At 41.7% G+C, this 22,862-nt stretch carries 21 protein-coding genes and 1 pseudogene; 19 read left to right on the top strand and 3 right to left on the bottom strand.

The features are described from left to right. Positions 1 to 175 precede the first annotated feature (175 nt). From lpxB to PCRYO_RS07670, 3 genes are all read left to right on the top strand, one after another. Positions 176 to 1,486 (top strand): lipid-A-disaccharide synthase, encoded by a 1,311-nt coding sequence (lpxB, locus tag PCRYO_RS07680; RefSeq protein WP_011513837.1) that lies wholly within the window; start codon positions 176 to 178, stop codon positions 1,484 to 1,486. A 62-nt stretch (positions 1,487 to 1,548) separates the two neighbouring features. Next, positions 1,549 to 2,400 carry a ribonuclease HII gene (locus tag PCRYO_RS07675; RefSeq protein WP_227500786.1) on the top strand — a complete coding sequence of 284 codons (852 nt, stop codon included), beginning with the start codon at positions 1,549 to 1,551 and terminating at the stop codon, positions 2,398 to 2,400. A gap of 187 nt (positions 2,401 to 2,587) precedes the next feature. Continuing rightward, a complete protein-coding gene (locus PCRYO_RS07670; protein WP_011513835.1) occupies positions 2,588 to 3,778 on the top strand; it encodes a CAP domain-containing protein in 1,191 nt (396 codons plus the stop codon). 115 nt (positions 3,779 to 3,893) lie between these two features. Here PCRYO_RS07670 and PCRYO_RS07665 read toward each other — a convergent pair whose 3' ends face one another. After that, positions 3,894 to 4,559, bottom strand: coding sequence for a DUF924 family protein (locus PCRYO_RS07665; protein ID WP_011513834.1), 666 nt, complete (start codon positions 4,557 to 4,559; stop codon positions 3,894 to 3,896). Between the two features lie 89 nt (positions 4,560 to 4,648). Between PCRYO_RS07665 and PCRYO_RS07660 the strand changes: the two genes are divergently transcribed. From PCRYO_RS07660 to PCRYO_RS13175, 5 genes are all read left to right on the top strand, one after another. Further along, positions 4,649 to 5,893, top strand: coding sequence for a carboxynorspermidine decarboxylase (locus PCRYO_RS07660; protein ID WP_011513833.1), 1,245 nt, complete (start codon positions 4,649 to 4,651; stop codon positions 5,891 to 5,893). A 277-nt stretch (positions 5,894 to 6,170) separates the two neighbouring features. Further along, complete coding sequence (locus PCRYO_RS07655) at positions 6,171 to 7,445, top strand: saccharopine dehydrogenase family protein (RefSeq protein WP_011513832.1); 1,275 nt, start codon at positions 6,171 to 6,173, stop codon at positions 7,443 to 7,445. 145 nt (positions 7,446 to 7,590) lie between these two features. Then, the gene (locus PCRYO_RS07650) at positions 7,591 to 8,214 is read left to right on the top strand and encodes a hypothetical protein (protein ID WP_105575699.1); all 624 of its coding nucleotides are present in this window, start codon (positions 7,591 to 7,593) and stop codon (positions 8,212 to 8,214) included. Between the two features lie 277 nt (positions 8,215 to 8,491). Further along, on the top strand, positions 8,492 to 9,304 hold the full coding sequence (locus PCRYO_RS07645) for a PhzF family phenazine biosynthesis protein (protein WP_011513830.1): 813 nt from the start codon (positions 8,492 to 8,494) through the stop codon (positions 9,302 to 9,304). 3 nt (positions 9,305 to 9,307) lie between these two features. Further along, a complete protein-coding gene (locus PCRYO_RS13175; protein ID WP_011513829.1) occupies positions 9,308 to 9,640 on the top strand; it encodes a YnfA family protein in 333 nt (110 codons plus the stop codon). A gap of 257 nt (positions 9,641 to 9,897) precedes the next feature. Here the strand turns inward: PCRYO_RS13175 and PCRYO_RS13415 are convergent, their stop codons facing one another. Further along, entirely contained in the window at positions 9,898 to 10,020 is a 123-nt protein-coding gene (locus PCRYO_RS13415; RefSeq protein WP_020443648.1) for a hypothetical protein, read from the bottom strand. 224 nt (positions 10,021 to 10,244) lie between these two features. Here PCRYO_RS13415 and PCRYO_RS07635 point away from each other — a divergent pair, with 224 nt between their 5' ends. The 11 genes from PCRYO_RS07635 to radA all read left to right on the top strand — a co-directional run bounded on the left by PCRYO_RS07635 (position 10,245) and on the right by radA (position 21,364). Next, positions 10,245 to 10,844, top strand: a complete 600-nt coding sequence (locus PCRYO_RS07635; protein ID WP_011513828.1) for a 6-pyruvoyl trahydropterin synthase family protein — start codon at positions 10,245 to 10,247, stop codon at positions 10,842 to 10,844. Positions 10,845 to 10,849: 5 nt separating this feature from the next. Beyond that, positions 10,850 to 11,389 (top strand): tRNA (adenosine(37)-N6)-threonylcarbamoyltransferase complex ATPase subunit type 1 TsaE, encoded by a 540-nt coding sequence (tsaE, locus tag PCRYO_RS07630; RefSeq protein WP_011513827.1) that lies wholly within the window; start codon positions 10,850 to 10,852, stop codon positions 11,387 to 11,389. Positions 11,390 to 11,460: 71 nt separating this feature from the next. Continuing rightward, positions 11,461 to 13,203, top strand: coding sequence for a DNA mismatch repair endonuclease MutL (mutL, locus tag PCRYO_RS07625; RefSeq protein ID WP_011513826.1), 1,743 nt, complete (start codon positions 11,461 to 11,463; stop codon positions 13,201 to 13,203). 103 nt (positions 13,204 to 13,306) lie between these two features. Continuing rightward, positions 13,307 to 14,530: a tRNA (adenosine(37)-N6)-dimethylallyltransferase MiaA gene (gene miaA / locus PCRYO_RS07620; protein WP_049751812.1), complete on the top strand. Its 1,224-nt coding sequence runs from the start codon at positions 13,307 to 13,309 to the stop codon at positions 14,528 to 14,530. A gap of 455 nt (positions 14,531 to 14,985) precedes the next feature. Further along, a complete protein-coding gene (gene hfq / locus PCRYO_RS07615; protein ID WP_011513824.1) occupies positions 14,986 to 15,537 on the top strand; it encodes an RNA chaperone Hfq in 552 nt (183 codons plus the stop codon). A gap of 274 nt (positions 15,538 to 15,811) precedes the next feature. Continuing rightward, on the top strand, positions 15,812 to 16,804 hold the full coding sequence (locus PCRYO_RS07610; protein ID WP_011513823.1) for a KpsF/GutQ family sugar-phosphate isomerase: 993 nt from the start codon (positions 15,812 to 15,814) through the stop codon (positions 16,802 to 16,804). Between the two features lie 39 nt (positions 16,805 to 16,843). After that, positions 16,844 to 17,410, top strand: a complete 567-nt coding sequence (locus PCRYO_RS07605) for a KdsC family phosphatase (RefSeq protein ID WP_011513822.1) — start codon at positions 16,844 to 16,846, stop codon at positions 17,408 to 17,410. Then, the gene (lptC, locus tag PCRYO_RS07600) at positions 17,407 to 17,991 is read left to right on the top strand and encodes an LPS export ABC transporter periplasmic protein LptC (protein WP_011513821.1); all 585 of its coding nucleotides are present in this window, start codon (positions 17,407 to 17,409) and stop codon (positions 17,989 to 17,991) included. The genes PCRYO_RS07605 and lptC overlap by 4 nt, the downstream gene beginning before the upstream one ends. 211 nt (positions 17,992 to 18,202) lie before the next feature. Continuing rightward, a complete protein-coding gene (gene lptA, locus PCRYO_RS07595; RefSeq protein ID WP_011513820.1) occupies positions 18,203 to 18,772 on the top strand; it encodes a lipopolysaccharide transport periplasmic protein LptA in 570 nt (189 codons plus the stop codon). Between the two features lie 105 nt (positions 18,773 to 18,877). Beyond that, positions 18,878 to 19,675, top strand: coding sequence for an LPS export ABC transporter ATP-binding protein (gene lptB, locus PCRYO_RS07590; RefSeq protein ID WP_011513819.1), 798 nt, complete (start codon positions 18,878 to 18,880; stop codon positions 19,673 to 19,675). 243 nt (positions 19,676 to 19,918) lie between these two features. Then, positions 19,919 to 21,364 carry a DNA repair protein RadA gene (radA, locus tag PCRYO_RS07585; RefSeq protein WP_011513818.1) on the top strand — a complete coding sequence of 482 codons (1,446 nt, stop codon included), beginning with the start codon at positions 19,919 to 19,921 and terminating at the stop codon, positions 21,362 to 21,364. 156 nt (positions 21,365 to 21,520) lie between these two features. Here the strand turns inward: radA and PCRYO_RS13500 are convergent. Beyond that, a pseudogene (locus PCRYO_RS13500) lies at positions 21,521 to 21,868 on the bottom strand (septal ring lytic transglycosylase RlpA family protein); the annotation flags it as partial. Positions 21,869 to 22,862 lie beyond the last annotated feature (994 nt).

Genomic DNA, 22,862 nt, shown 5'->3' with positions numbered 1-22,862 from the left:
TTTTTATCATCGTCACGTATGATGGCAGTATAAATAGCTGAATTTTAGCACCACAAACGCCGCTGATTATGATGGTGCGTATCCTATAATAGATACCCCATGTTATATTTTATAATATCCATGTTTTCTCCCTTGTACGACTTTCACTGTTACACTTTATTATTAAGAGCTTGTCATGACCGATAACCATACGCTTCAGCCTGATTTAACTGTACCATTTGATACTTACGAGATCGCTAATGTAGCGCGTGAGCCGCTCGTTATCGGTATCGTCGCTGGTGAAGTATCAGGAGACAGTCTGGGTGCAGACTTCATGCAGCAGATGAACAATCTACGTGATGACATCGTTTGGGTTGGAGTAGGCGGTACCAAAATGCAGGCACAAGGGCTTAATAGTATTTTTCCATTGTCTCGTTTGGCAGTGATGGGTCTGGTAGAAGTCATAGGACAGTTGTCTGATTTGCTTAGGGCGCGTCGTGAGTTGCTGGCTGCTTTTAAAAAGGCGGATATTGATTGGTTTATTGGCATAGATGCCCCTGATTTTAATCTACGAGTCTCTAAAAAATTAAAGCCTAAAGGCGTGTTTTGCGTGCAGTATGTTAGTCCTTCTATCTGGGCTTGGCGCGAGTCACGTATTCATAATATTAAAGCGGCAACCCACTTGGTATTGTGCCTGTTTCCGTTTGAGCTGCCTGTTTACGAGCGTTATAAGCATCCGGCGATATGCGTTGGGCATCCACTGATGCATACCATTGACCAGTCACTGCTCGACATACCAATCAATCAGCGCCGTAGTGAGCTGGTCTGGCACAACGATGGCTTACAGCAGTTTTTTATCGAACGCTTTGATGAAGTCAGTCAGCTTATTTGTGTGATGCCGGGCTCACGCCGCGGTGAAATAACGGCTATTTTACCCTTGATGCTAGACGGTATCCAAAAGCTGCTTTTATTGGACCCAAAGCTTTGCTTTATCATCCCAACTGTCGATCAAAACCATCAGTATATCGTCCAAGACGTGATTGATCAGCGCTCAGAGCAGCTGCGTGCCGCCATCGTGGTGGTCTATGATGATAGCCAGCCAACCTTTAGTCAGCAGGCGATGGCGGCATCAGATATTGTGATGTTAGCCTCAGGTACCGCAACGCTTGAGGCGATGCTACTTGAGCGTCCGATGGTCGTCGTCTATCAGCTGAATCAGCTAACCTATCAGATTGCTAAACGTCTGGTCAAAGTGCCCTATGTGGGTTTGCCAAATATTTTGGCAGCTACCGCGATCGTACCGGAGCTTATTCAAGAGCAAGCAAGTGGTGACAATATCTGCCGTACCGTCATGCGCCTTTTGCAGCCACGTGCTTATGCGGAGCAATTGAATGCGCTGATTCAGACCAAGCATCTTTTGCAACAGCAAAGCAATCATCAACCTGCCAATAGCGTGATTGAACAATGGTATCTGCAAAATTATCCGTCGAAAACGCCGCAGATCTAGTAAGAAAATTCATTACATACCTTTTCATTTCATAAAATAAGACAATAAAATTAATGAATAGCATGCTACATATAGAGAGTAATCTTTTACAGATTGAACGCAGTATCGAACAGATTGATATAAAAGGACAATATATTAATTTGGCTTCTCCCATTTATTTATCTGGTCAACTTAATATCAACGAATTACTTGCGCAATATTCGAATAATATTGCACAGAGTGATACGAGTTCAGTGCTTCAGATTGGTGTCGATGAAGCAGGGCGTGGACCATTGTTGGGCAGTGTGAATGTTGCGTCGGCAATATTACCACGTGCTTGGTCAGGACTGATTGAAGGGCAGCCTCTCAAAGATACGCCCTTATCGATACTGACGGACTCCAAGCAGTTGAGCGAAAAAAAGCGCGATATGCTGTATCCCTTGGTTCAGCAACATGCCATTGGTTATGTCATTGCTGATATTCCAGCGGCAGTGATTGACCAAGTGAATATCTTACAAGCCACCATGCTTGGGATGCGTTTATGTACTGAGGTAATGTTAGAGGTCATTGCTTATCATTTGAATGACATGGCACAAGACGTACACCAGCTGCATGCTGAAGTTTTATTCGATGGGAATCGCTGTCCTGAATTGAATTATGCAAGGCTCGTAGAACTTGGTGTCGAAGAAAAAGTTGACTGTCAAGCATGGATCAAGGGTGATGCTCGTCATACCAGTATTGCCGCCGCCAGTATTTTGGCAAAAGTTAGCCGTGACAAAACCATGTACGCGCTTGACGCTCAGCATCCTGAATATGGCATTGCCAAGCATAAAGGCTATCCAACACGCGCACATATGGAGGCAATCGAAACTTATGGCGTATTAGCCGCGCATAGACGCAGCTTTGCACCCGTTAGAAAGGCGTTAAAGCGTTAAGAGTGGGTAGAGATTGGCTGATTTATTTAAATAAATAGCCTAAGCGAAATACTTGTTAGTTTTTTAGTAATCATGATTTAAAGTTTTATACTTTTTATTAAATGACATCCGAATAAGTATTCGATAATATCCGTTATACCCAAAGTATTGTTCATAATAACTACGCCACTATCTTATAGGATAAGAGATGACCCTCAAATTGCCAGAAAAAAACCTCGCTGCAATCATATTATTAACGGCTTTTTTGACGGCCTGTGGCGGTGGCGAAGACTCAGACAATAGCGCTAACGACGTTACGCCAAAGCCAACAGCACTTGCTGCTAGCTCTGATGATACCTCGACTGATAAGCCCGATGACCAAACTGATAATGTAGCAAGCGACAATGAGGCACAAGCAGCATTAATCGCAAGTAATACCTTTAGTCTAGCGCGTACCAGCTGTGGTCTTGGAGGTTTGTCCGCTGACACCGCACTGGATAATATTGCGATTCAACATGCCAAATATATCAAGCACGTATTTGCTAACAGTACACCGACTACTTTTAGTCCACATTATGAAAATAAGATTGCGGATATCGCAAACGTCACAGGTGATAATAACCCGTTCTTTAGGGGCGTTAGCTTCACAGACCGGTTATTAAAGGCAAAATATGGCAACGCCCGATATGGGGTGACTGAGAATATTGCCCAATCGGTTTACTATAGCTCGGTAGGCAATATTATAGGCTCTGATATAGTGGCAGGCTCAATGGCTAAGTCGTTATTGGCAGCGCCTTATCATCTGCGTTCTTTGATGCTACCAGGTTCAAGTTTGACAGGGACGGGCATGGTCACCTATAAGACTTTTGGTAAGGATACGGCTAATAATCAAGGTTATGTATTAGTCAACCATGCCTCAGCCACGCAGGCGACCGAAGATAATACGGTAGCAGGAATATTCACTTATCCATGCCAAGGGGTCAGCGGTACCGTCACTGCGTTGTATAACGAAACGCCAAGTCCGGTCAAAGGAACAGGTCGTGACTTACAAACTGATCCTATCGGACAGCCTATTTATGTCAGTATGCCGTCTGCTCAAACGATTGATATCAGCAATGTTAAATTCCATGATATACAGCGTAATATGGATGTGCCCATTGAGCTATTAGATTATCGCCAAGATCCCCATAAAAATACCATATATGAGCTACCAGCGAACGAAGCGTTCATCTTGCCCATTACGGACAATTTGAAAAGCTGTACAAGCACCAGTAAAAAAGACGAAAATTGTGGTTTACATGGCAATAGTGATTACCGTGTCAGCTTTGATATCTTAGTTGATAGCAAAGCCATAGAGCGTGAGAGCTTTACCTTTAAAACTGGTGCTGTGAACAATTAATTGCGTGATCTAGAAGACCTATTATAGAACAAGTTATAAAACAAGGGCTGAATCAGTTATCTGATTCAGCCCTTGTTTTATATAATGGTCAATCCACTATGAAAGCGTTATCACGTCAAAACGACGAGTTCCACTGATGCAAAAAGGCTTCTTCTTCATCCGTTGACTCACGATCTAACGTGTTATTGCGATGTGGGTAACGCCCAAACTGCTCGATAATCTCTTTGTGCTGCTGCTCAAAATCTAACGTAATGGCATCATCGAGCTTTTCAAACAATGGCAGATAGCGACTATGAATCCTTAAAGATTCTGAATGCATAAACGGCATAATAGCAAATTTGCGCCATGTTATTGGTAAGGTAGAAAAATGTGGCTGCAATATGACTTCTTGAGCCAACACCAGCGCCATACCATCTTGCGCAAAGGCTTCCGCTTTATTGCGGCATAAATTGCGTGAAAATTGATCTAAAACGATGATCTCTGCCAGACGCCCAGCCAAAGCGGTAATGGAGCTGTTGCAGTCGGTTGCTGCTTCTGAAATGCGCCAAGTGACGCATTCCCCTTGCTTTGCTGCTTGCCAAATTTCACCAAACCGCTCTTTTATTTTCTGATCAAATTCATGGCTTTGTTCAAACCAATACTGTTCATTGTCCTTATCAAACCAAAAATCCAATACGGCACGCGCCTCTGAATCGAGATACTCTAAACTTATGTTTTTTGGATCAAGTGACGATAAATTGGCATGGCTTTTTGAGGTGGAATAATCGGTTGAGAGAGACATAAGCTATTCTAATTATGATAGATTTAGTCTACTATAGCGCAAATATTTATGTCTGTCATGATACGAGCAGCAGCTATTAGGTAAACCTTATGAATACAAAAAATTCGCTACAAAACACTCAGTCATCATTACCACCAACGCCATATTACTTGCTTGATGAAGCCGCAATCGTCGCCAATATGCAGATTATCGCGCGCCTGTGCGAGTTGTCGGGAGCAAAAGCACTGCTTGCGCTCAAATGTTTTGCGACTTGGGGCGTTTTTGATATCATGCAGCCCTATCTGCATGGTACGACGTCATCTTCGCTCAATGAAGTCAGATTGGGTTATGAGACTTTTGGTAAAAATAGCAATGCTAGTAGCAAAGATAAAAAAGAAACTCACGCCTATAGCGTGGCTTACAGCGCGGATGAGATGCCTGAAGTGCTCAGCTACGCCGATAAGATTATCTTCAACTCAATCTCCCAGTTAAATGTGTTTAAAGATCAAGCAGCAGCGCAAAACATACCGGTTGGGCTGCGCTTAAATCCAAAGACCAGCAACTCGTCATTCATTATTGCCGATCCTGCGCGTCCGTTTAGTCGTCTTGGCGAGCATGATAAAGATAAAATTGCAGCCGTGTTGAGTGATATTAGCGGTGTTATGATTCATAACAACTGTGAAAATGACAGTTTTGAGGCATTTAGTGAAAGCTTAGCTGATATTGAAACCAGATTTGGTGATGTTTTGCAGCAGCTTGAATGGGTCAGTTTGGGCGGTGGCATTCATTTTATTGCTCCTAATTATCCACTAGAAAAACTGGCTGACAGGTTAAAAGGCTTTAGTGAAAAATATGGCGTACAAGTCTACCTTGAGCCGGGTGAGGCAAGTATTCATGGTGCTGGCACGCTAGTCACAAGCGTTTTAGATACAATGCACAATGAAAAAAATCTAGCAGTAGTAGATTCATCCATTGAAGCACATATGCTTGATTTGCTGATTTATCGTGAGTCAGCGCCGATAACGGCTGTTAATAGTGATTTAATTAATATCGCCTCTCTTGATATCGATCCTACCAACATTGCACCCATAAGCGAGAACGCTAAATCAGCTGATAATACGATTATCTATGGTCGTTCTTGTTTGGCAGGCGATATCTTTGGTGAATATGCCTTGCCAAATAAGCTAAAAGTAGGTGACACCGTTACTTTTGGCAACGCAGCAGGCTATACCATGGTGAAGAAAAACTGGTTTAATGGCGTGAATATGCCAGCGATTGTCATTCGCCGCTTAGATGGCAGTATCGATATCCAACGCGAGTTTGATTATCAAGATTATAAGGCAAGCTTGTCATAACGCTATTAGACGCATATTCGGCATGACCAAATGGTAATGCCAAACAACTATCTATAAATTTTTATTCGCTTTGACGTTTTTAAGTTATGTTGTAATTTTTGCCGAAAAGTCAGTAAAAATTGTTATAATTGCTACTGGCAAACACAGTAGGATTTGTCTAACGGGTGCGTGGGTTTTCCTCGGTCTTCCTTTTTAATTCACGCATATCATTCACTCGTTTCTGTTTTGCATAGCCAATATCAATGGTATCGACAGGGACACAAAGGAGGATTGTTCTTTGAACACAAACCAACAAGTTAAGCCTAGTAAAAAAGATGTACTTATTATCGGTGCTGGCGGCGTCGCTCAAGTAGTCGCGCATAAATGTGCGATGCATAATGACGTACTTGGCGAGATTCATATCGCTTCACGTACCCAAGATAAATGCGATGCCATCGCTCAGAGCGTTATAGAAAAGAACAGCTTTAAGCAGCCAGCGGTATTGCACACGCATGAAGTCGATGCCATGGATACCCAAGCGCTGATACAGCTGATTGAAGATACGGGTATTCAAATCCTTATCAATGTCGGTTCGGCATTTGTGAATATGACCGTATTGGAAGCTTGTATTGAGACTGGCGTAGCATATATTGATACCGCTATTCATGAAGATCCTCGCAAGATTTGCGAGACGCCGCCATGGTATGACAACTATGAATGGAAACGCAAACAGCGTTGTGCCGATAATAATGTCACTGCGATCTTAGGTGCAGGTTTTGATCCTGGTATGGTCAATGCCTATGCACGTCTTGGTTATGACATGATGGATGCAGGTTCAGTGACTGATATTGATATTATTGATATTAATGCTGGTAGTCATGGTAAATACTTCGCCACCAACTTTGATCCTGAGATTAACTTCCGTGAATTTACTGGTACGGTTTATTCTTGGCAGGACAGTAAGTGGCAGTCTAACAAGATGTTTGAAGTAAAGCGTACAGATGACTTGCCTGTTGTTGGTGTGCAAAACAGTTACTTAAGTGGTCATGACGAAGTGCATTCTTTATCAGCCAACTTAGACGTGCCCAATATTCGTTTTTGGATGGGCTTTGGTGAGCATTATATCAATGTCTTTACCGTTCTACAAAACTTGGGCTTATTGTCTGAGCAGCCAGTGATGACTGCTGAAGGACAAGAAGTGATACCGTTAAAAGTAGTGAAAGCGGTCCTACCAGATCCAAGCTCACTTGCGCCGAACTACACGGGTAAAACCTGTATCGGTGACAAGGTCAAAGGCAAGATCAATGGTGTCGATAGTGAGGTATTTATCTATAATATCGCAGACCATAAAGATGCCTATAATGAAGTTGGTAGTCAAGGTATCTCTTATACCGCAGGCGTGCCACCAGTCGCCGCGGCGATGCTAGTTGCAACAGGCGAGTGGGATGCAGGAAAAATGGTCAACGTTGAAGAGCTTGATGCCAAGCCATTTATCAATTTATTAAATAAAATTGGTCTGCCTACGCGCATCAAAGATAGCGAGGGCGATAGAGCGCTTGAGTTTGATATCTAAATTATCGTGTTGGTTTTTATTGTTCGTTAAATAAAAAGCACCCTATTGAGGCAGACTCGATAGGGTGCTTTTTTACGTATCTGCTTCTATAATAAAAACGAGTATCATAAAACTGATAGCTATAAATGGCATAAGAAGAATGGCTATGTCTTTAGAAAAATATAAAGTATTTAACTTGATTGAGGATATGACAAAGTTAAAAGTGTTATTTATTCTAGAATCTCCCTATATCAATGAATATATCCATCAGCATCCAGCGGCAGGCGAGTCGGCGCTTGAGCTTACTCAATTTTTGATGACTCAAGGGTATTTAAAGGATTTTGATGCCCAATTGCCATTAGGCTGTAATATCAAAGCACTAAATTATCAGCCACTGGGTATTTTGAACTGCTCTACGTTGCCACTGAATAAAGCGTTTTACCCTTGCGCTTTAAATAGTGAAGACTTAGCAAAAGTAAATGAATTGGCAGCTATCAAACAAAATTTAAATCAAAGTAATCCGAATAAAGTACCTGTGGATTTGAAGAAAAACGGTATTTTTAAAGACTTTGTGAGCCGATTAACTGAAGTGCTTGAGCAAGCGCCACCTGATATTATCATCGTACCTTGCGGCGATACCGCAATTGGGTTTATGGATGCTTTTAAAACAATTTATCAGAAGCCTTTGACGGTTTTAGATAGTTTACCGCATCCAACTGAGTCAGATTGGGCTGAGAAAATAGCCACTATTAATTTGACCGATTATATCGCGCCTCAGATATTGCCTTAGCTATGATTGTACTCTGTCTATAATCGCCAAATAGTAAATGCAAATCTTTCAAAGATGTATACTGATGTGCAAAAGATAAGCTCGAGAGTCTGTAGGAAAATACAGAGGATGATAAATACCAAGTTATTTTCTACAAATATAAGCTCTTCAAACCGATGCGACAATCCTTTAGATAGAGCCTTATAAAGGCTGTGAAATTTCATTCTACTTCTATTAACAGTAGTGTGTTTTTTACCGTAAATCAGCGATATCCCTATCATAAAAATAAGAGCGTAATATGCAATTAGAAATCAATGTTATCGATGCCTTTACTAATACTGTGTTTAAAGGCAATTCAGCGGCAATGATTATCACAGAAAGTTGGTTGTCTGAGAAACTCATGCAATCTATTGCTTTTGAAAATAATTTATCAGAGACGGCTTTTATAGTCTTGGATAATAAAGGTACTTATCATATTCGATGGTTTTCACCGCTTACGGAGATTGATTTTTGTGGTCATGCGACCTTGGCTTCTGCCTTTGTACTGTTTAAGAAAAACCCTACTTTGACGTCTATTAAGTTTTCAGCTGAAGCAGTTGGGGTTTTAGCGGTCAAGCAAACCGATCATGATAAAATACAGATGGATTTTCCCAATACTAAGCCTGAGAAAGTCAGTGATATCCCTGATAGTTTGCTGGCAGGATTGTCTATTGTCCCTATTGAAGTCTATAAAAACTCACAGGCATATTTTGTGATTTATGACTCGGAATCTGACGTGTTAAATGTAGAGCGTGATAATGACGCGCTAAAACAACTTGCGCCTCTCGATGTGGTTGTCACTTGTCAGGCTAAATCTGCTGACTACAAAGACTACGATTTTATTTCACGTTATTTCTGGCCTGCCAATGGTGGTGATGAAGATCCAGTTACGGGTTCGGCTCATACTGGACTAGCGCCATTATGGGCACAGCGACTGGGTAAAAATACATTGGTTGCTTATCAAGCGTCAAAACGTGGCGGGGTACTAGACTGTGTGGTTGCAGGAGATAGAGTGCTTATCTCCGGTCATGCTGTGCATTATTTGACGGGATTTATTACGGTCGAGGAGTAAGTTTTGTCTGAATTAAAAACAGTGGGGCTTTTTGCTCTTACTGCATTGGCTGAAATCGCAGGTTGTTATCTGCCTTATCTGTGGCTACGAGAGGGTAAGTCAGTTTGGTTGCTCATACCTGGTGCCCTGAGTTTGATAGCTTTTGTATGGCTGCTGTCATTACATCCCACTGCTGCCGGTAGGGTCTATGCCGCTTATGGCGGTGTTTATATTTCGATGGTGATTTTATGGTTGTGGACAGTGAACGGGATACGTCCAACGACTTGGGATATTGTAGGTTCTGCTATTGCTTTACTGGGCATGGCAATTATTATGTTTGCGCCGCGCAGTGCCTAGCTTATGAGTCAAAGTGCGCAAATTAAAGCTTATTAATTCAAGATTTAGTAAATTCAATATACAGTCAAAATACCCTAAAAACGTTACGGTACTGCTGGTATAAATTTTTTGTAGCTTCTGTCTGCGTAGGCACAGCAAGCAAGAAAAATTCATACCAGCAGTACAATAAGGTATCGATATTGCTTTTCACTGATCATATAAATAAAAAAATGCCAATCAAACCATTAAGCTTGATTGGCATGTTAAGGCATTTATTATTAATGCTTTCCTAAGATGCTACCATTATCATCTTTCTTTGATTGCTTAGCCGCTTTTTTCTCTTTTGCCGTTAACAGCGGCTTCTTTTTGACATTCTTCTTACTATCTTGACCTTTACTCATGATGTTTTCCTTTTATGTGACCGTTTAATACTTATTAAAATCAGTATAGCCCTAAGAGTGATTAATAGCTAGCTTCAAGCAAATGGACGCTGGCGTTAATAAGTGCTTACTTACGAATACATCACGATTTGCTATAATGAGCATCAAGCCGATAAATCGCGGCAAACCTTTATCCTATTATTATTTAGCACAATGATGCTTACTGTTTTGGTTGATTAATTATTATGCGTATCCGTAAACTGTTTAAATTTGAAAACGCCCATATTGTGCGTAACTGTAGCTCTGAGCGCTGCAAACACTCGATTCATGGTCATAGCTATCAGATTGAGCTGATACTTGAGGCCAAGCGTTTAGATCATGGGCAGATGGTCTATGATTTTGGCTTATTAAAATCTTCTATTAAAGACATTATCGACAGCTTTGATCATGCGATTTGTTTTTGGAGTAAAGACGATCCTGAATACATCGCTGCCTGTAAGAAATTCAGTGCACGCTGGATCAGCTTGCCGGTATCGCCGTCAGCAGAGCAATTCTCGCGGGTGATATTCTTTTGGGCGCAAGAGATTCTACAACAGACACAAATGCAAAATGGCGAAGCGGATGTGAGCGTATATTCAGTGATTGCGCACGAAACTGCGACTGGTTACGCGCAGTGTTTTGCTGATGATGTGAGCAATGAGCAAATGGGTAAGTTGGTGCTAAAGGATTTCGAATTTAGCGAGCAAGTATGTGCAGAGTGGCATGACCCTGAGCTATATGCCAAACTGATACGTGGTGAGAGTTTCGTTAATCCAGCAGTAACAATGCAAGTACAGGTAGATTGAGTTTAATGAATAATAATCAAACGATTGAAGACGCAGCTATAAGTGGTAAGAACTTGCAGACTTTGACGCTGCATTCAGAAAAAGATACCCAGCGTTTGGCTGAGCAATTGGCAGCTTTGCCGCTGATAGGTAGTGTATGGCTGGCAGGAGATTTGGGTGCAGGTAAAACCACATTAACTCGCTATTGGTTGCAGGCGCTAGGGCATAAAGGAGCGGTAAAAAGTCCGACTTATACCTTGGTTGAGCCTTATAGTATTACCCAAAATGACGGCTCAATTAAACCTGTTTATCATGCTGATTTATATCGTTTGCAAGATCCAGAAGAGCTGTCTTTTATTGGCTTTGATGAGTATTTGGATGAGCCAAATGCGTTGGTTATCATTGAATGGGCGAGCCGTGCGGACAGCTATTTGCCGCTGCCTACTATGTTTATTGATATGACTCAAAGTAATAGCAATGATGATAAAGAATCTCGCCAAGTTGCAATACGATTGTCAAAGGCAGGACAAGTACAAGGTTTTGACTTATCCAGTCTAAATCTTTAGTCCAAATCGTGCTACAGATGTTTAAAGGCTTAAAATCCGCCTCTATTATTTTCAATATATGATACCCATCAATGCTACATAGCCACACCAATACACGCATTAAAAAACTATCACCGCTGCTTATTAATCAATTAGCGGCGGGTGAAGTCGTGACGCGTCCAGCAGCGGTGGTTAAAGAGCTCCTCGAGAATGCAATTGATGCTCATGCCACAGATATCGAGGTCCGCATTACCCAAGGTGGCATGGGTATGATTGAGGTGATTGATAATGGCGTTGGGATTCATCCTGATGATATGGTCATGGCAGTCACGCGTCATGCCACTAGCAAAGTCGCTGATGTGGCACACTTGCATGGTATTACAACGTTGGGTTTTCGCGGGGAAGCACTGGCAGCGACGGCTGCTGTTTCCCGTTTGACCTTAACCAGTAGTCATAATGACAGCGGTATTGGTCGTCAGTTGCAAGTTGCCGGTATATTGGGCGATACGCCAAAATTAATACCCGTTGTGCATCATCGCGGTACTACTATTACAGTCAAAGATTTATATTTCAACGTACCAGCACGCCGCGGTAATTTGAAATCTATCGCGACTGAGTTCAGTCATATCGAAACGATTGTCCGTGAAGTGGCTTTAGCACGCGCTGATGTGGCGCTGACGCTTTTTCATGATAATAAAAAACGGCTATCACTATCGGTAAACACTATAAATAAAGTTACTGAAAAGTATCTGCCGTTATCACGTTTGGAACAAGCGACTGGATTGGCACTTGCAGAGCAGGCAATTGAAATCGCGGTTGATTTATCTAGCCTAACGCAGCAATTTGGAAGTTCTTCTGCTACTAATGCTAATGGTGAATATGCTGATAATGTACGCACTATGCAAGCGGCGAGTATTGGCGGTTGGTTGTGGGCAAGTTATGATGCCAACCATAGTTTACCAAAGCTCATTTATGTAAATGGCAGATTGGTAAAAGAGGCATTAATTAGCAATCAGCTTCGTCAAATGGTTCAAAGTGTACAGCTAGCAGGTATGGGTTATGCGCTTTATTTTGAGTTACCAACTCAGTGGCTCAATGTTAATGTTCATCCTTCCAAGCAGCGTATCAAGATTAGCCCACTGAACAATATCATGGCGCATTTAAGTCATGCGATTCGTGCGAAGTTAAGAGGGCTTAATACCGCGAAAATTGTTCGCTCTAAAGAGCGAGCACCAAATGATAATATCTCCACAAGAAAGTCGTTTAATGCGTTAGACGCAATAGCATCATATACCAACAATGCAACGGCAAGTCAGCAAGTTCAAGCTCCTAAGCAACCATATCAGCTGTCAGAAAATGAGTCGTTATTCGAAAGTATTAAAGACTTACATATTGATGAGCCTGTAGAAGACAGTCGTCATGCTGTTAACAGTTACCCTGTAAACACACCACCTTTACCAGTTTGCTTACAAGTTATAGATAGTGTCACTGGTCTGGTAGCTTCTTCAGTTATATATAGCAATGACGATAAAGCGCTGCCTTGGTTGCTATTTTATTATCAAGGACAGTGTGCGCTAATTAGTGCTGAGAGATGGCAGTCAAGATTAAAAGTATTGTTTGAGTCAAGTGTCTTTAGCAGCACTATGTATGACAAAGCCAAAGAATTAAATAGCACTACTATTAATCAGCAATTGGCGAAGATAATCAAGCAGATGTCATCACAAGATGTACAAGCTTTTGTATCAGATATGGAAGCTATACTGAGCAAATATGCTATCCACTCTATAGATAGTCATCAATTAGTCACATTGATGTTATCATCTGCGCTTAAATAGCGCTATTGTGAAAATAACGTATTTTCTATAGTTAGGACATATCGCTGAGCTATCAATAATTTACCTTATTGTTCTTAAAACCATGACCATCAAAGGCAAGTATATGCGACTTTCGTCTGATAGCCTATCTTCTTACTTAAGTCCCAATTTGGCGGACAATAGCGTGGTGTGCTTGATGGCACCAACCGCGAGTGGTAAGACTGCTTTGGCTTACGAGCTTTATAATAGCGGTCGTTATGAGCTGATTTCGGTAGATTCAGCATTGGTGTATCGTGACATGACGGTCGGTACCGCAAAACCAAACGCTGCTGAGCTGGCACGATACCCTCATCATTTGGTCGATATCATTGATCCTATGCAAAGCTATAGTGTCGCTGAGTTTGTCAACGATGTGGCAAGATTGATTGATAGCTGTCATCAGAATGGCAAAATACCCTTGTTGGTCGGCGGTACGATGATGTATTACATGGCATTACTCGACGGACTCTCACCAGTGCCTGATAGTGATGACAGTGTTCGCGCGCGCGTTGAGCAGTGGCGCCAAGATGAGGGTATCAGTGCGCTATATGATTATCTTGGTAAAGTTGATGCTATCAGCCATGAGCGTCTTAATGCAACTGATACCCAGCGTATTACCCGTGCTGTTGAAGTATATTTGCAAACTGATATTCCTATTAGTGACTGGCAGCGTCAGCCCAAGCAAGCATTGGCATATAATCCCAATCAGCAATGGCATGCTTTGGCGGTTATGCCAGATCGTCCATGGTTGCATACGCGTATTGAGCAGCGATTAGATATCATGTGGCGTGAAGGGTTAGTAGCAGAGGTTATCAGTTTGCTTGAGCATTATCCTTTGACCCCAGGCTTACCTTCGATGCGCTGTGTTGGTTATCGACAAGTATTAGAGTATTTGGTACAGACTAATCACCCTGTATTTGAACAGCCTCATTTGGATAAAGCGCAGTTTTATGATGCTTTTGCTCAATCGGAACCATCAAGTAACGAAAGTAAAGAGCAAGATACCACGATTCAAAGTAGCATAACTCAGACGCATCTACCAATGGCAACTGCCCAAACCGAAGCGCTTGCTTGTCAGCAAATGCAAAATAAGGCATTATATGCTACAAGGCAGTTAGCAAAGCGCCAATACACGTGGCTGCGAAAAGTGATGCAACTGTCTAATACGGCAGCAGTGCCTACAACAGAATCAATAACAGCGTCGTCGACATCCACTGTTGGCTCTGATGATGTGACAGATTTTCAAAAAAATAAGTTAATATTGCACTCATTTAGCACTATGGAGCAGGCGAGAGCGTATTTGGTTTAATGAATGATATCAGTCGTTTGCCTATATCTAGATTTGCCAGACCATTAGTGTTCTGTAATATCAATGGTCGAGCTGTAGTAATAAAAACACAGCATGACCGTATAACATCATACAAAGATACCAAAGTAATGACAATTAGTTTCAAAGTATAATGTATATAACTGTTATAATTTGATTATATGAAAGTGTTAACTGTTGCAAGCGTTAACTGCTTTTTAGTGATTATTCATCAACATTTGGTGATAGAGGTGACCCATGCAACACTTGGTTACTTAATTTATGAAAATAACGACATATTCACGATAAAGTAGAATGATTTAACAAGCTTTAGCACTTATTTAGATACGTTTTATAAATAAAACTTATTATTGTATCTACCCTTAGCCATTATAATTGCAGTAACCCTTAAAATAATTGGCGCTAACAATAATTATATAATATTTAGGAGAGATTTCATGTCAAAAGGACAAACTTTACAAGATCCGTTCTTGAACTCACTACGCAAAGATCGCATTCCTGTTTCTATTTTTTTAGTCAATGGTATTAAGCTGCAAGGTCAAATAGAATCATTCGATCAGTATGTGGTTTTGCTGAAAAATACCGTCAGTCAGATGGTATATAAGCATGCTATCTCAACAGTCGTCCCAGCACGTAATCCTCGTAGCAGTACAACGCCAAGCGCGACTACTCAAAGCCAAGGCGCAGCACCGATGGGCTATCCGAGTCAAAGTGGCGGTGTGAGCGGTGGTTTTGAGCGTGGCGGTAGCGCAAATCCAGCTACTGGCGGCGGCTTTGAAGAACGTGGTTTTGCCAATCGTAGTGGCTTTAATCGTGGTGGCTTTAGTCAAGGCCAAGAGCGCGGCTTTGAGCGCGGTAGCTTTGGTCAAGGTCAAGAGCGCGGCTTTGAGCGTGGTGGTTTTGGTCAAGATCGTGGTTTTGAAGCGCCGTTAGAGAATGTGGGTTATGACAACAAACCTAATGACGAGTCTGATGATAGTAACTCTTAGACCCTCCTACTAAGACATGAGATATCATATTGAGACCTACTACTATAGTGGGTTTTTTTGTATTGATATTCTTATAAGCAATAACATTTTAATGTGTCCAAGATAGCCTTATGGCTGTATTCCTACAGCATCATATTAATATTGACCATAATTATTAATATGGTTCATAGTATTATAAAATGTATAGTAAAATGATTCATCAAATTATAAGAATATACAGCCAAAAACATAGAGTCATTGCAAACAAAAAATTAATAAAATATAGAGCCACTGTATGAATAGTCCTGAACGCAATCTAACCCATGAGCAATTTATTAGTACCGCTATTGATGCCATCAATACTGAAAAGGCGGCACTAGCATTACTGACCGAGCAAATAGATGATAGATTCGCTCAGGCTTGTGACATCATTTTGGCATGTCAAGGCCGTGTGGTTGTGACAGGAATGGGTAAGTCGGGATTGATTGGTCGTAAGATAGCGGCGACATTTGCGTCCACTGGTACGCCATCGTTCTTTATGCATCCTGGTGAAGCAGGGCATGGTGACCTCGGAATGTTGGTCAAAGGGGATGTGTTGCTTGCCATCTCTAACTCTGGCGAGTCAGATGAGATAAAAATGCTCTTGCCTGTGGTCAAGCACTTAAATATTCCGCTGATTAGTATCAGTCGAGATAAACGAGGTATGCTGCCACATGCTGCGGATATTATCTTGACTCTTGGTAAGTCGCAAGAAGCTTGCCCGCTCAATCTTGCTCCTACCTCAAGTACCACAGCAACTCTAGCACTCGGTGACGCATTGGCAGTTGCCTTAGTGCATGCCCGCAATTTTACCTCAGAAGATTTTGCGTTATCGCATCCTGCAGGTGCATTGGGTCGTCAATTACTGACCCGCGTAGAAGATTTGATGCATACTAAAACAGAGGACTTGCCACTCATCAATCAGCAAGCACCGTTACAAGAAGCATTATTTATCATGTCAGCTGGGCGATTGGGCATGACGGTGGTCACAGATGCTGAGAAAAAAGTAGTCGGTATATTTACCGATGGTGATTTAAGGCGAGGATTGGAAAAAGGCATTGATTTGCAGACCCCGATGCGTGAGCTGATGGTAAGTAGCCCTCGTCGTATCAGTAAATCTATGCGAGCATCAGATGCGCTTAGCGTGATGAATGAGAATGCTATCAGTCAATTGCTTATTATCGATGATGACCAGCGCCTAGAAGCCATTATTACAGTACATGATTTACTACAAGCTGGTGTAAAATAAGCGTTATATTAGAATATCTATTAATAAAAGAGATGACTGATGCAAGACTTAATCAAGAAAGCCGGACAAGTGAAGTTATTGGTCATGGACGTTGATGGTATTTTATCAAATGGTCAAATTATCTATGATGCCAATGGTGTTGAGACCAAAGCGTTTTCTGTCTATGATGGTGTAGGCGTCAAGTCATTAGCCCGTTATGGTATTTTGACTGCGATTATTACCGGTCGTAGCAGTCCTATGGTCGATAAACGCGCCACTGAAATTGGCGTAGATTATATTGTCCAAGGACGTGATGATAAGTTAGTAGCATTAAACGAGCTGCTGGCAAGCCTTGATCCGGCGCTTAATATCACAGCTGCTGATTGCGCTTATATGGGTGATGATTTGCCAGATATCAAAGCCATGCAAACAGTAGGATTTGCTGTTACTGTGCCAAATGCCCAAGCAGAGGTTATCAATCGCAGTGATATGGTAACCACGCGAGCCGGCGGTACAGGCGCCGTACGTGAAGTATGTGATCTCATTTTAAAGGGTCATGGACATTACCAAGACTTTATCGCGCACTATACGCTTGATGAAGTAAAAAATCAGGATGACTTATCGTGAATACTCGTGTTTTAATAGTCATTACCTTGATCATAGCTGGTCTTGCTGGTTGGTTTTTTAAGCAGCAAGGAGAAATCACGCCGCCAGTCAATATTGAAACCTCTGATGTCGATTATGAAGCAACAGATATTAAGGCGGTACAAACGAATGAGCAAGGCGAGACCGAATATGAGCTGAGCGCTGAGTCATTGACGCACAATCCGGTTACCAATAAAGATGAGATGAAAGGCATCACCATGAATTGGGAGCCGTCAGATAAGCAGCGTTATCGTATCGAAGCGGGTACAGCGGCTATCAGTCAGCAGACGGGCGAGCTGAGCTTATCAGGTGGATTTTCTTTAATCAGTGAAGGCAAAACAGCTAATCCTGAAGTTGAACCTATTAAAGTCACTGGTGCTACATTGAAAGGCAATACTAAGTCAGGTCAAGTGTATAGTAATGAGCCAGTTAAGGTTGAACAAGGTATGAACCGTTTTGAGGCATCGAGTATGAAAGCCAATCTTGAAACGGGCGACTATGAATTTGGTCAAGTGGCTGTCTCTTTTACGCCCGCTGACCGTCAAGACAAAGCCCTGTTTTAATTAGCATATTATTTAGTGAAGCATCTATAGTCAGGGAAAAGTAATATCGATACATCAAGTACTGCTGATATTAATTTTTCTTGCTTGCTGTGCCTATGCAGACAGAGGCTGCAAAAAATTTATACCAGCAGCACTGTAGTGTTTTTGAGATATTTTAACTATAGCAGGAAGTTTGCAAACTCTACTACCCATTATAAAACGAGTAATTTTCATGAAATCTAATTCTTTGCCTACTTTACGCTTGCTATCGACACGCTCTATTCAAGTGTCGCATAGATTGCGTGCACTGCCAGTAGTTATGCTGTTGGCGCTCCCACTATACAGCCATGCTCTGCCGTCAGATGCCAATCAGCCTATTAAATTATTGGCAGACAAAGCCACTTATAGTGAGCGTAGTGGTATTACAAGTTATTCTGGTACAGTAGTTATTACTCAAGGTACGTTTAAGATGACCGCTGATAATATTACGGTCAATTTATCACAAGGTCGAAGTATCAATTCTGCAGTAGCAACAGGGCGTCCAGCGACGATGCAGCAAGTTGTGACGCAAGAAAAAGGTCTGGCAAAAGGTCAGGCAAATAAGATTGACTATAACGCTGTGACGGGTATCGTGACACTAACGGGCAATGCAAAATTGGTACAAAATGGTGCAAGCTTCGCAGGTAATGTCATTCGTTATAGCCTCAAAGCTGGTGATGTGGAAGCGACTGCTGGCGGCAATCAGCGCGTCGAATTGGTATTCCCGCCTAACAATAGTACCAGTCAGAGCGGTATACGTTAGGCTATATGACGACTTAAGTCATATATCCTGTGATAAATATAAACCAACGACTAAACATTTCAGTGGTTGCTATCCATTTAAATGCGACCACCTTATGAGTAAGTTATGAATGATAATAAAAATAATGCCATTTTAGTAGAGAATCAAACCATAACAGCGAATGATGCTGTTGAGCCGGTCGCTCGTTTGTCGATGCAAAACTTGGGTAAGCGCTATGGTAAGCGCTGGGTCGTCAAAGATGTCTCATTCTCTGTTGAGCAAGGGCAAGTCGTTGGATTGCTAGGTCCAAATGGAGCCGGTAAAACGACCAGTTTTTATATGGTAGTCGGACTGGTCAATATGGATAAAGGCCGTGTCACCTTGGGGAATATGGACTTATCTAAATATGCTATGCATGAGCGTGCGCGTGCCGGTATTGGTTATTTACCGCAAGAAGCCTCTATTTTTCGTAAGCTATCCATTGAAGACAATATTTTAGCCATTTTACAAACTCGTAAAGATTTGAATGGTAACCAGCAGCGTCAAGAGCTTGAAAAGCTCATTGGTGATTTTCACTTAGAACATGTACGAAAATCTCTAGGTATGAGCGTATCAGGCGGTGAGCGTCGTCGTTGTGAGATTGCTCGCGCTCTAGCAGCTGACCCCAAGTTTATCTTATTAGATGAGCCTTTTGCCGGTGTAGATCCTATCTCTGTCGGTGATATCAAAGATGTCATTTTAGCGCTCAAACGACGTGGTATCGGTGTGTTAATCACTGATCACAATGTTCGTGAGACTTTAGCGATTTGTGAAAAAGCCTATATCGTATCAGAAGGCGCTATCATTGCTGAGGGTACCTCAGAAGAAGTTCTGGAAAATGAGCTGGTGAAATCTGTGTATCTTGGTAAAGATTTTCAGGTATAGACTAATTGATTGATTACTGAATTATGCTGACATAAGATTTGTTACTTTGCATTCTTAGTCAGCCATCTCTATATTGTGCCGTTTGCAAAAATCCTTCTATAAAACATTGCTTCTTACAGCAACTGCTTGTTTATCTTAATATTTATACTTTAGTTCTTATCTTCAAAAATACGCTTATAAGCGTCATTCCCTTTCATATACTCTCTCTTTTAAACTTGAACACCTGCATAAGGCTTCTATATTATGGCAAAAAATAAAACCAGTTATGTCTGTCAAGCTTGCGGTGCTAATTTTGGCAAGTGGGCAGGGCAATGCAGTGATTGCGGCGAATGGAATACCTTGACTGAAGCGCCTAACGTCAGTATGCCACATCATAATAAAAACGTAGCAAAGCCCAATGCTGGTCGCGCCATACCTCGTAATGCAAGTGGTGCTGGTACACCGGCGGGCAATTATGCAGGAACGCATAGTGCTGTGATGCCGCTCAATGCGGTGAGCGTAGGTTTAGATACTAGGTTGCCGACGGGTATTAGTGAATTTGATCGTGTGTTGGGCGGTGGATTGGTTGCAGGTTCTGTGGTACTGATTGGTGGTGATCCCGGTATCGGAAAATCGACCATTCTATTGCAAACCGCGACCAATATGGCAAAAGCGGATTCACTGGCAGGAAGCGCTTTGTATGTGACTGGTGAGGAATCATTGGCACAGGTTGCTATGCGGGCAAAGCGCTTGGATTTGCCTGCGGACAGACTTCGTGTGCTTGCTGAAACCAATGTCGAGACTATTTGTGCTGCCTTGACTCAAGAGCAGCCAGCAATTGCTATTATTGATTCTATTCAGACTATTTATACTGATGCGATTAACTCTGCACCAGGCGGGGTCAGTCAAATTCGAGAGTCAGCGGCGATTTTGACGCGTTATGCTAAGCAAACAGGTACAGCGCTGTTTCTAGTGGGACATGTCACCAAAGAAGGCACGCTTGCTGGTCCACGCGTTCTTGAGCATATGGTCGATACGGTATTGTACTTTGAGGGTCAGTCTGATTCGCGTTTTCGTATGATTCGTGCCGTTAAAAACCGTTTTGGCGCGGTCAATGAGCTAGGTATTTTTGGCATGACGGATATGGGACTAAAAGAGGTTGCCAATCCATCAGCGATATTTTTGAGCCGCTATGATAAGCCCGTGGCGGGTTCTGTGGTTATGGTCAGCCGAGAAGGCACAAGACCGCTATTGGTAGAGGTACAAGCCTTAGTTGATGACTCGCAAGGCTCACCAAGACGTATGGCATTAGGATTAGACTTTCAGCGCTTGTCTATGCTGTTAGCAGTGATGCATCGCCATGGCGGTATCCATACCAGCGGGCAAGATGTCTATGTCAACGTTGTTGGCGGTGTCAAAGTCATAGAAACAGGGTCAGACTTGGCAGTATTATTAGCCTGTGCATCTAGCATTAGAGAAAAAGCCTTGCCATCGTCGTTGGCGGTCTTTGGTGAAGTGGGGTTATCAGGAGAAATTCGTCCTGTACCCAATGGACAAGAGCGTTTAAAGGAAGCCATGAAGCATGGTTTTAAGCATGCCATTATTCCTAAAGCCAATGCGCCTGCCAAAGATGCGCCGCAGTTTAAAGGCATTAATGTCATTGCAGTCGAACGTCTTGATGATGCGATTGCGAGTGCATTCGAGTTATAGTTTGTTGATCTAACATTTATAACTATAAACCTTATAAATTTAAGACACGAAAAAGCGCCTAACTATCAATTAGTTAGGCGCTTTTAGTTAAATCTAAAAATATTTGTACAAAACCGTTAAAGGCTTAAACCGCGAATGGTCTAAAACGTTAATGGTTTAAGAAGAAGGTCCTGAAACACGTTCAATAGCGACGTTGCCGACACCTTTAGCAGTAATACCAAGTTTTTTGGCAGCACCATAAGATAAATCCATCACACGATTACCATGGAACGGACCACGATCATTTACTTTAACGATGACGCTTTTACCATTGGTTTTGTTAGTCACTCTAACATAGCAGTTTAATGGCAATGAGCGATGTGCAGCCGTTAAACCATTCATATCAAAAGTTTCACCACTGGCGGTTTTGCGACCATGAAACTGGCGACCATACCAAGAAGCTAAACCGGTTTGCTTGAATTTACTGACAGAGTTAGAGGCAACAGCTGTTAAGCGCTCTAACACATCTTCATCATTACTGACTTGGGCGGTATCACTGGCTAACAGTGAGCTGCTAAGCGCTAATGAAGCAGGTTGGCGTGCAGACTTGACTAAGCTTGATGCGCCATCATGTTGACGACTAAGTTCACCAAGTACGCGGTCGATATGGGAGGCGTTATCTTGCGAGATCATAGCAAGGGAGGTTCTTGATTCTACAGCATTTGCATTAGAAGCGATTGCAGAGCCAGCAAATAGTACCGCTGACATTGTAAGTAAACCAGATAAACGCTTATTCATAAATACCTCTATGACTTATACCTTAGAACCTAACTCTAAAAACATCTTAGATTGAGCGAGATAGTGTTAGACCAATCTAACAATACCGCAAACTCCAAAACCGATATCAATCTATCTTCTTTATAATGACTGATTTTATCATTCGGCTTTTATAAGTTCTAACGTATGGTAATTTTTAATTCATGATCATAACTGGATTGATGATTGTAAATAATCCACTTATGACACGCTCAAATGATAGTTAACAATCTTAATTAAAATATTCATCAACAACTAAAATCAGATACTAATATTCGATAAACAGCCTTTTTAACATTGCTAAGTTAATAAAGGGTTTCGAGAGTTTTACGTATGAGTTTGTTATTAAACCGTTAATTAAGTAGTGACTTTGAAAGTCTAAAATCTACAAGTTGCTAACTATACGGATGAGCTACAACGACAATATAATTAAATGCTAACTTTCTTAGTAGGTCTGTACGGGTTATGTATAAATGACACTAAGACGAGATTAACGCAAATAATTGTAAAAGACAAGGAATAAAACAGACTGGTATTCAATCCTAAATACTGAATATTAGGTATAATTTGCAAGAATGGTATTTGAAAATATTAGTAATTAAATCATAATCTTATATATTTATAGGGAGTAATAAAATTATAGTTTTTATCACAGTTCATGCATAATTGATTACAAATAAGATGGGCAAAAATGAACTTATTT

This window comes from Psychrobacter cryohalolentis K5 (genome assembly GCF_000013905.1).
Classification (GTDB): domain Bacteria; phylum Pseudomonadota; class Gammaproteobacteria; order Pseudomonadales; family Moraxellaceae; genus Psychrobacter; species Psychrobacter cryohalolentis.
The sequence above is the reverse complement of the archived record's forward strand: the minus strand, read 5'-3'. Positions and strand labels throughout refer to the sequence as shown.

Coding starts and splice junctions, on each gene's coding strand:
- lpxB (WP_011513837.1), top strand. CDS start 176: ATGACCGATAACCATACGCTTCAGCCTGATTTAACTGTACCATTTGAT.
- PCRYO_RS07675 (WP_227500786.1), top strand. CDS start 1,549: ATGCTACATATAGAGAGTAATCTTTTACAGATTGAACGCAGTATCGAA.
- PCRYO_RS07670 (WP_011513835.1), top strand. CDS start 2,588: ATGACCCTCAAATTGCCAGAAAAAAACCTCGCTGCAATCATATTATTA.
- PCRYO_RS07665 (WP_011513834.1), bottom strand. CDS start 4,559: ATGTCTCTCTCAACCGATTATTCCACCTCAAAAAGCCATGCCAATTTA.
- PCRYO_RS07660 (WP_011513833.1), top strand. CDS start 4,649: ATGAATACAAAAAATTCGCTACAAAACACTCAGTCATCATTACCACCA.
- PCRYO_RS07650 (WP_105575699.1), top strand. CDS start 7,591: ATGTCTTTAGAAAAATATAAAGTATTTAACTTGATTGAGGATATGACA.
- PCRYO_RS07645 (WP_011513830.1), top strand. CDS start 8,492: ATGCAATTAGAAATCAATGTTATCGATGCCTTTACTAATACTGTGTTT.
- PCRYO_RS13415 (WP_020443648.1), bottom strand. CDS start 10,020: ATGAGTAAAGGTCAAGATAGTAAGAAGAATGTCAAAAAGAAGCCGCTG.
- PCRYO_RS07635 (WP_011513828.1), top strand. CDS start 10,245: ATGCGTATCCGTAAACTGTTTAAATTTGAAAACGCCCATATTGTGCGT.
- tsaE (WP_011513827.1), top strand. CDS start 10,850: ATGAATAATAATCAAACGATTGAAGACGCAGCTATAAGTGGTAAGAAC.
- mutL (WP_011513826.1), top strand. CDS start 11,461: ATGCTACATAGCCACACCAATACACGCATTAAAAAACTATCACCGCTG.
- miaA (WP_049751812.1), top strand. CDS start 13,307: ATGCGACTTTCGTCTGATAGCCTATCTTCTTACTTAAGTCCCAATTTG.
- hfq (WP_011513824.1), top strand. CDS start 14,986: ATGTCAAAAGGACAAACTTTACAAGATCCGTTCTTGAACTCACTACGC.
- PCRYO_RS07610 (WP_011513823.1), top strand. CDS start 15,812: ATGAATAGTCCTGAACGCAATCTAACCCATGAGCAATTTATTAGTACC.
- PCRYO_RS07605 (WP_011513822.1), top strand. CDS start 16,844: ATGCAAGACTTAATCAAGAAAGCCGGACAAGTGAAGTTATTGGTCATG.
- lptA (WP_011513820.1), top strand. CDS start 18,203: ATGAAATCTAATTCTTTGCCTACTTTACGCTTGCTATCGACACGCTCT.
- lptB (WP_011513819.1), top strand. CDS start 18,878: ATGAATGATAATAAAAATAATGCCATTTTAGTAGAGAATCAAACCATA.
- radA (WP_011513818.1), top strand. CDS start 19,919: ATGGCAAAAAATAAAACCAGTTATGTCTGTCAAGCTTGCGGTGCTAAT.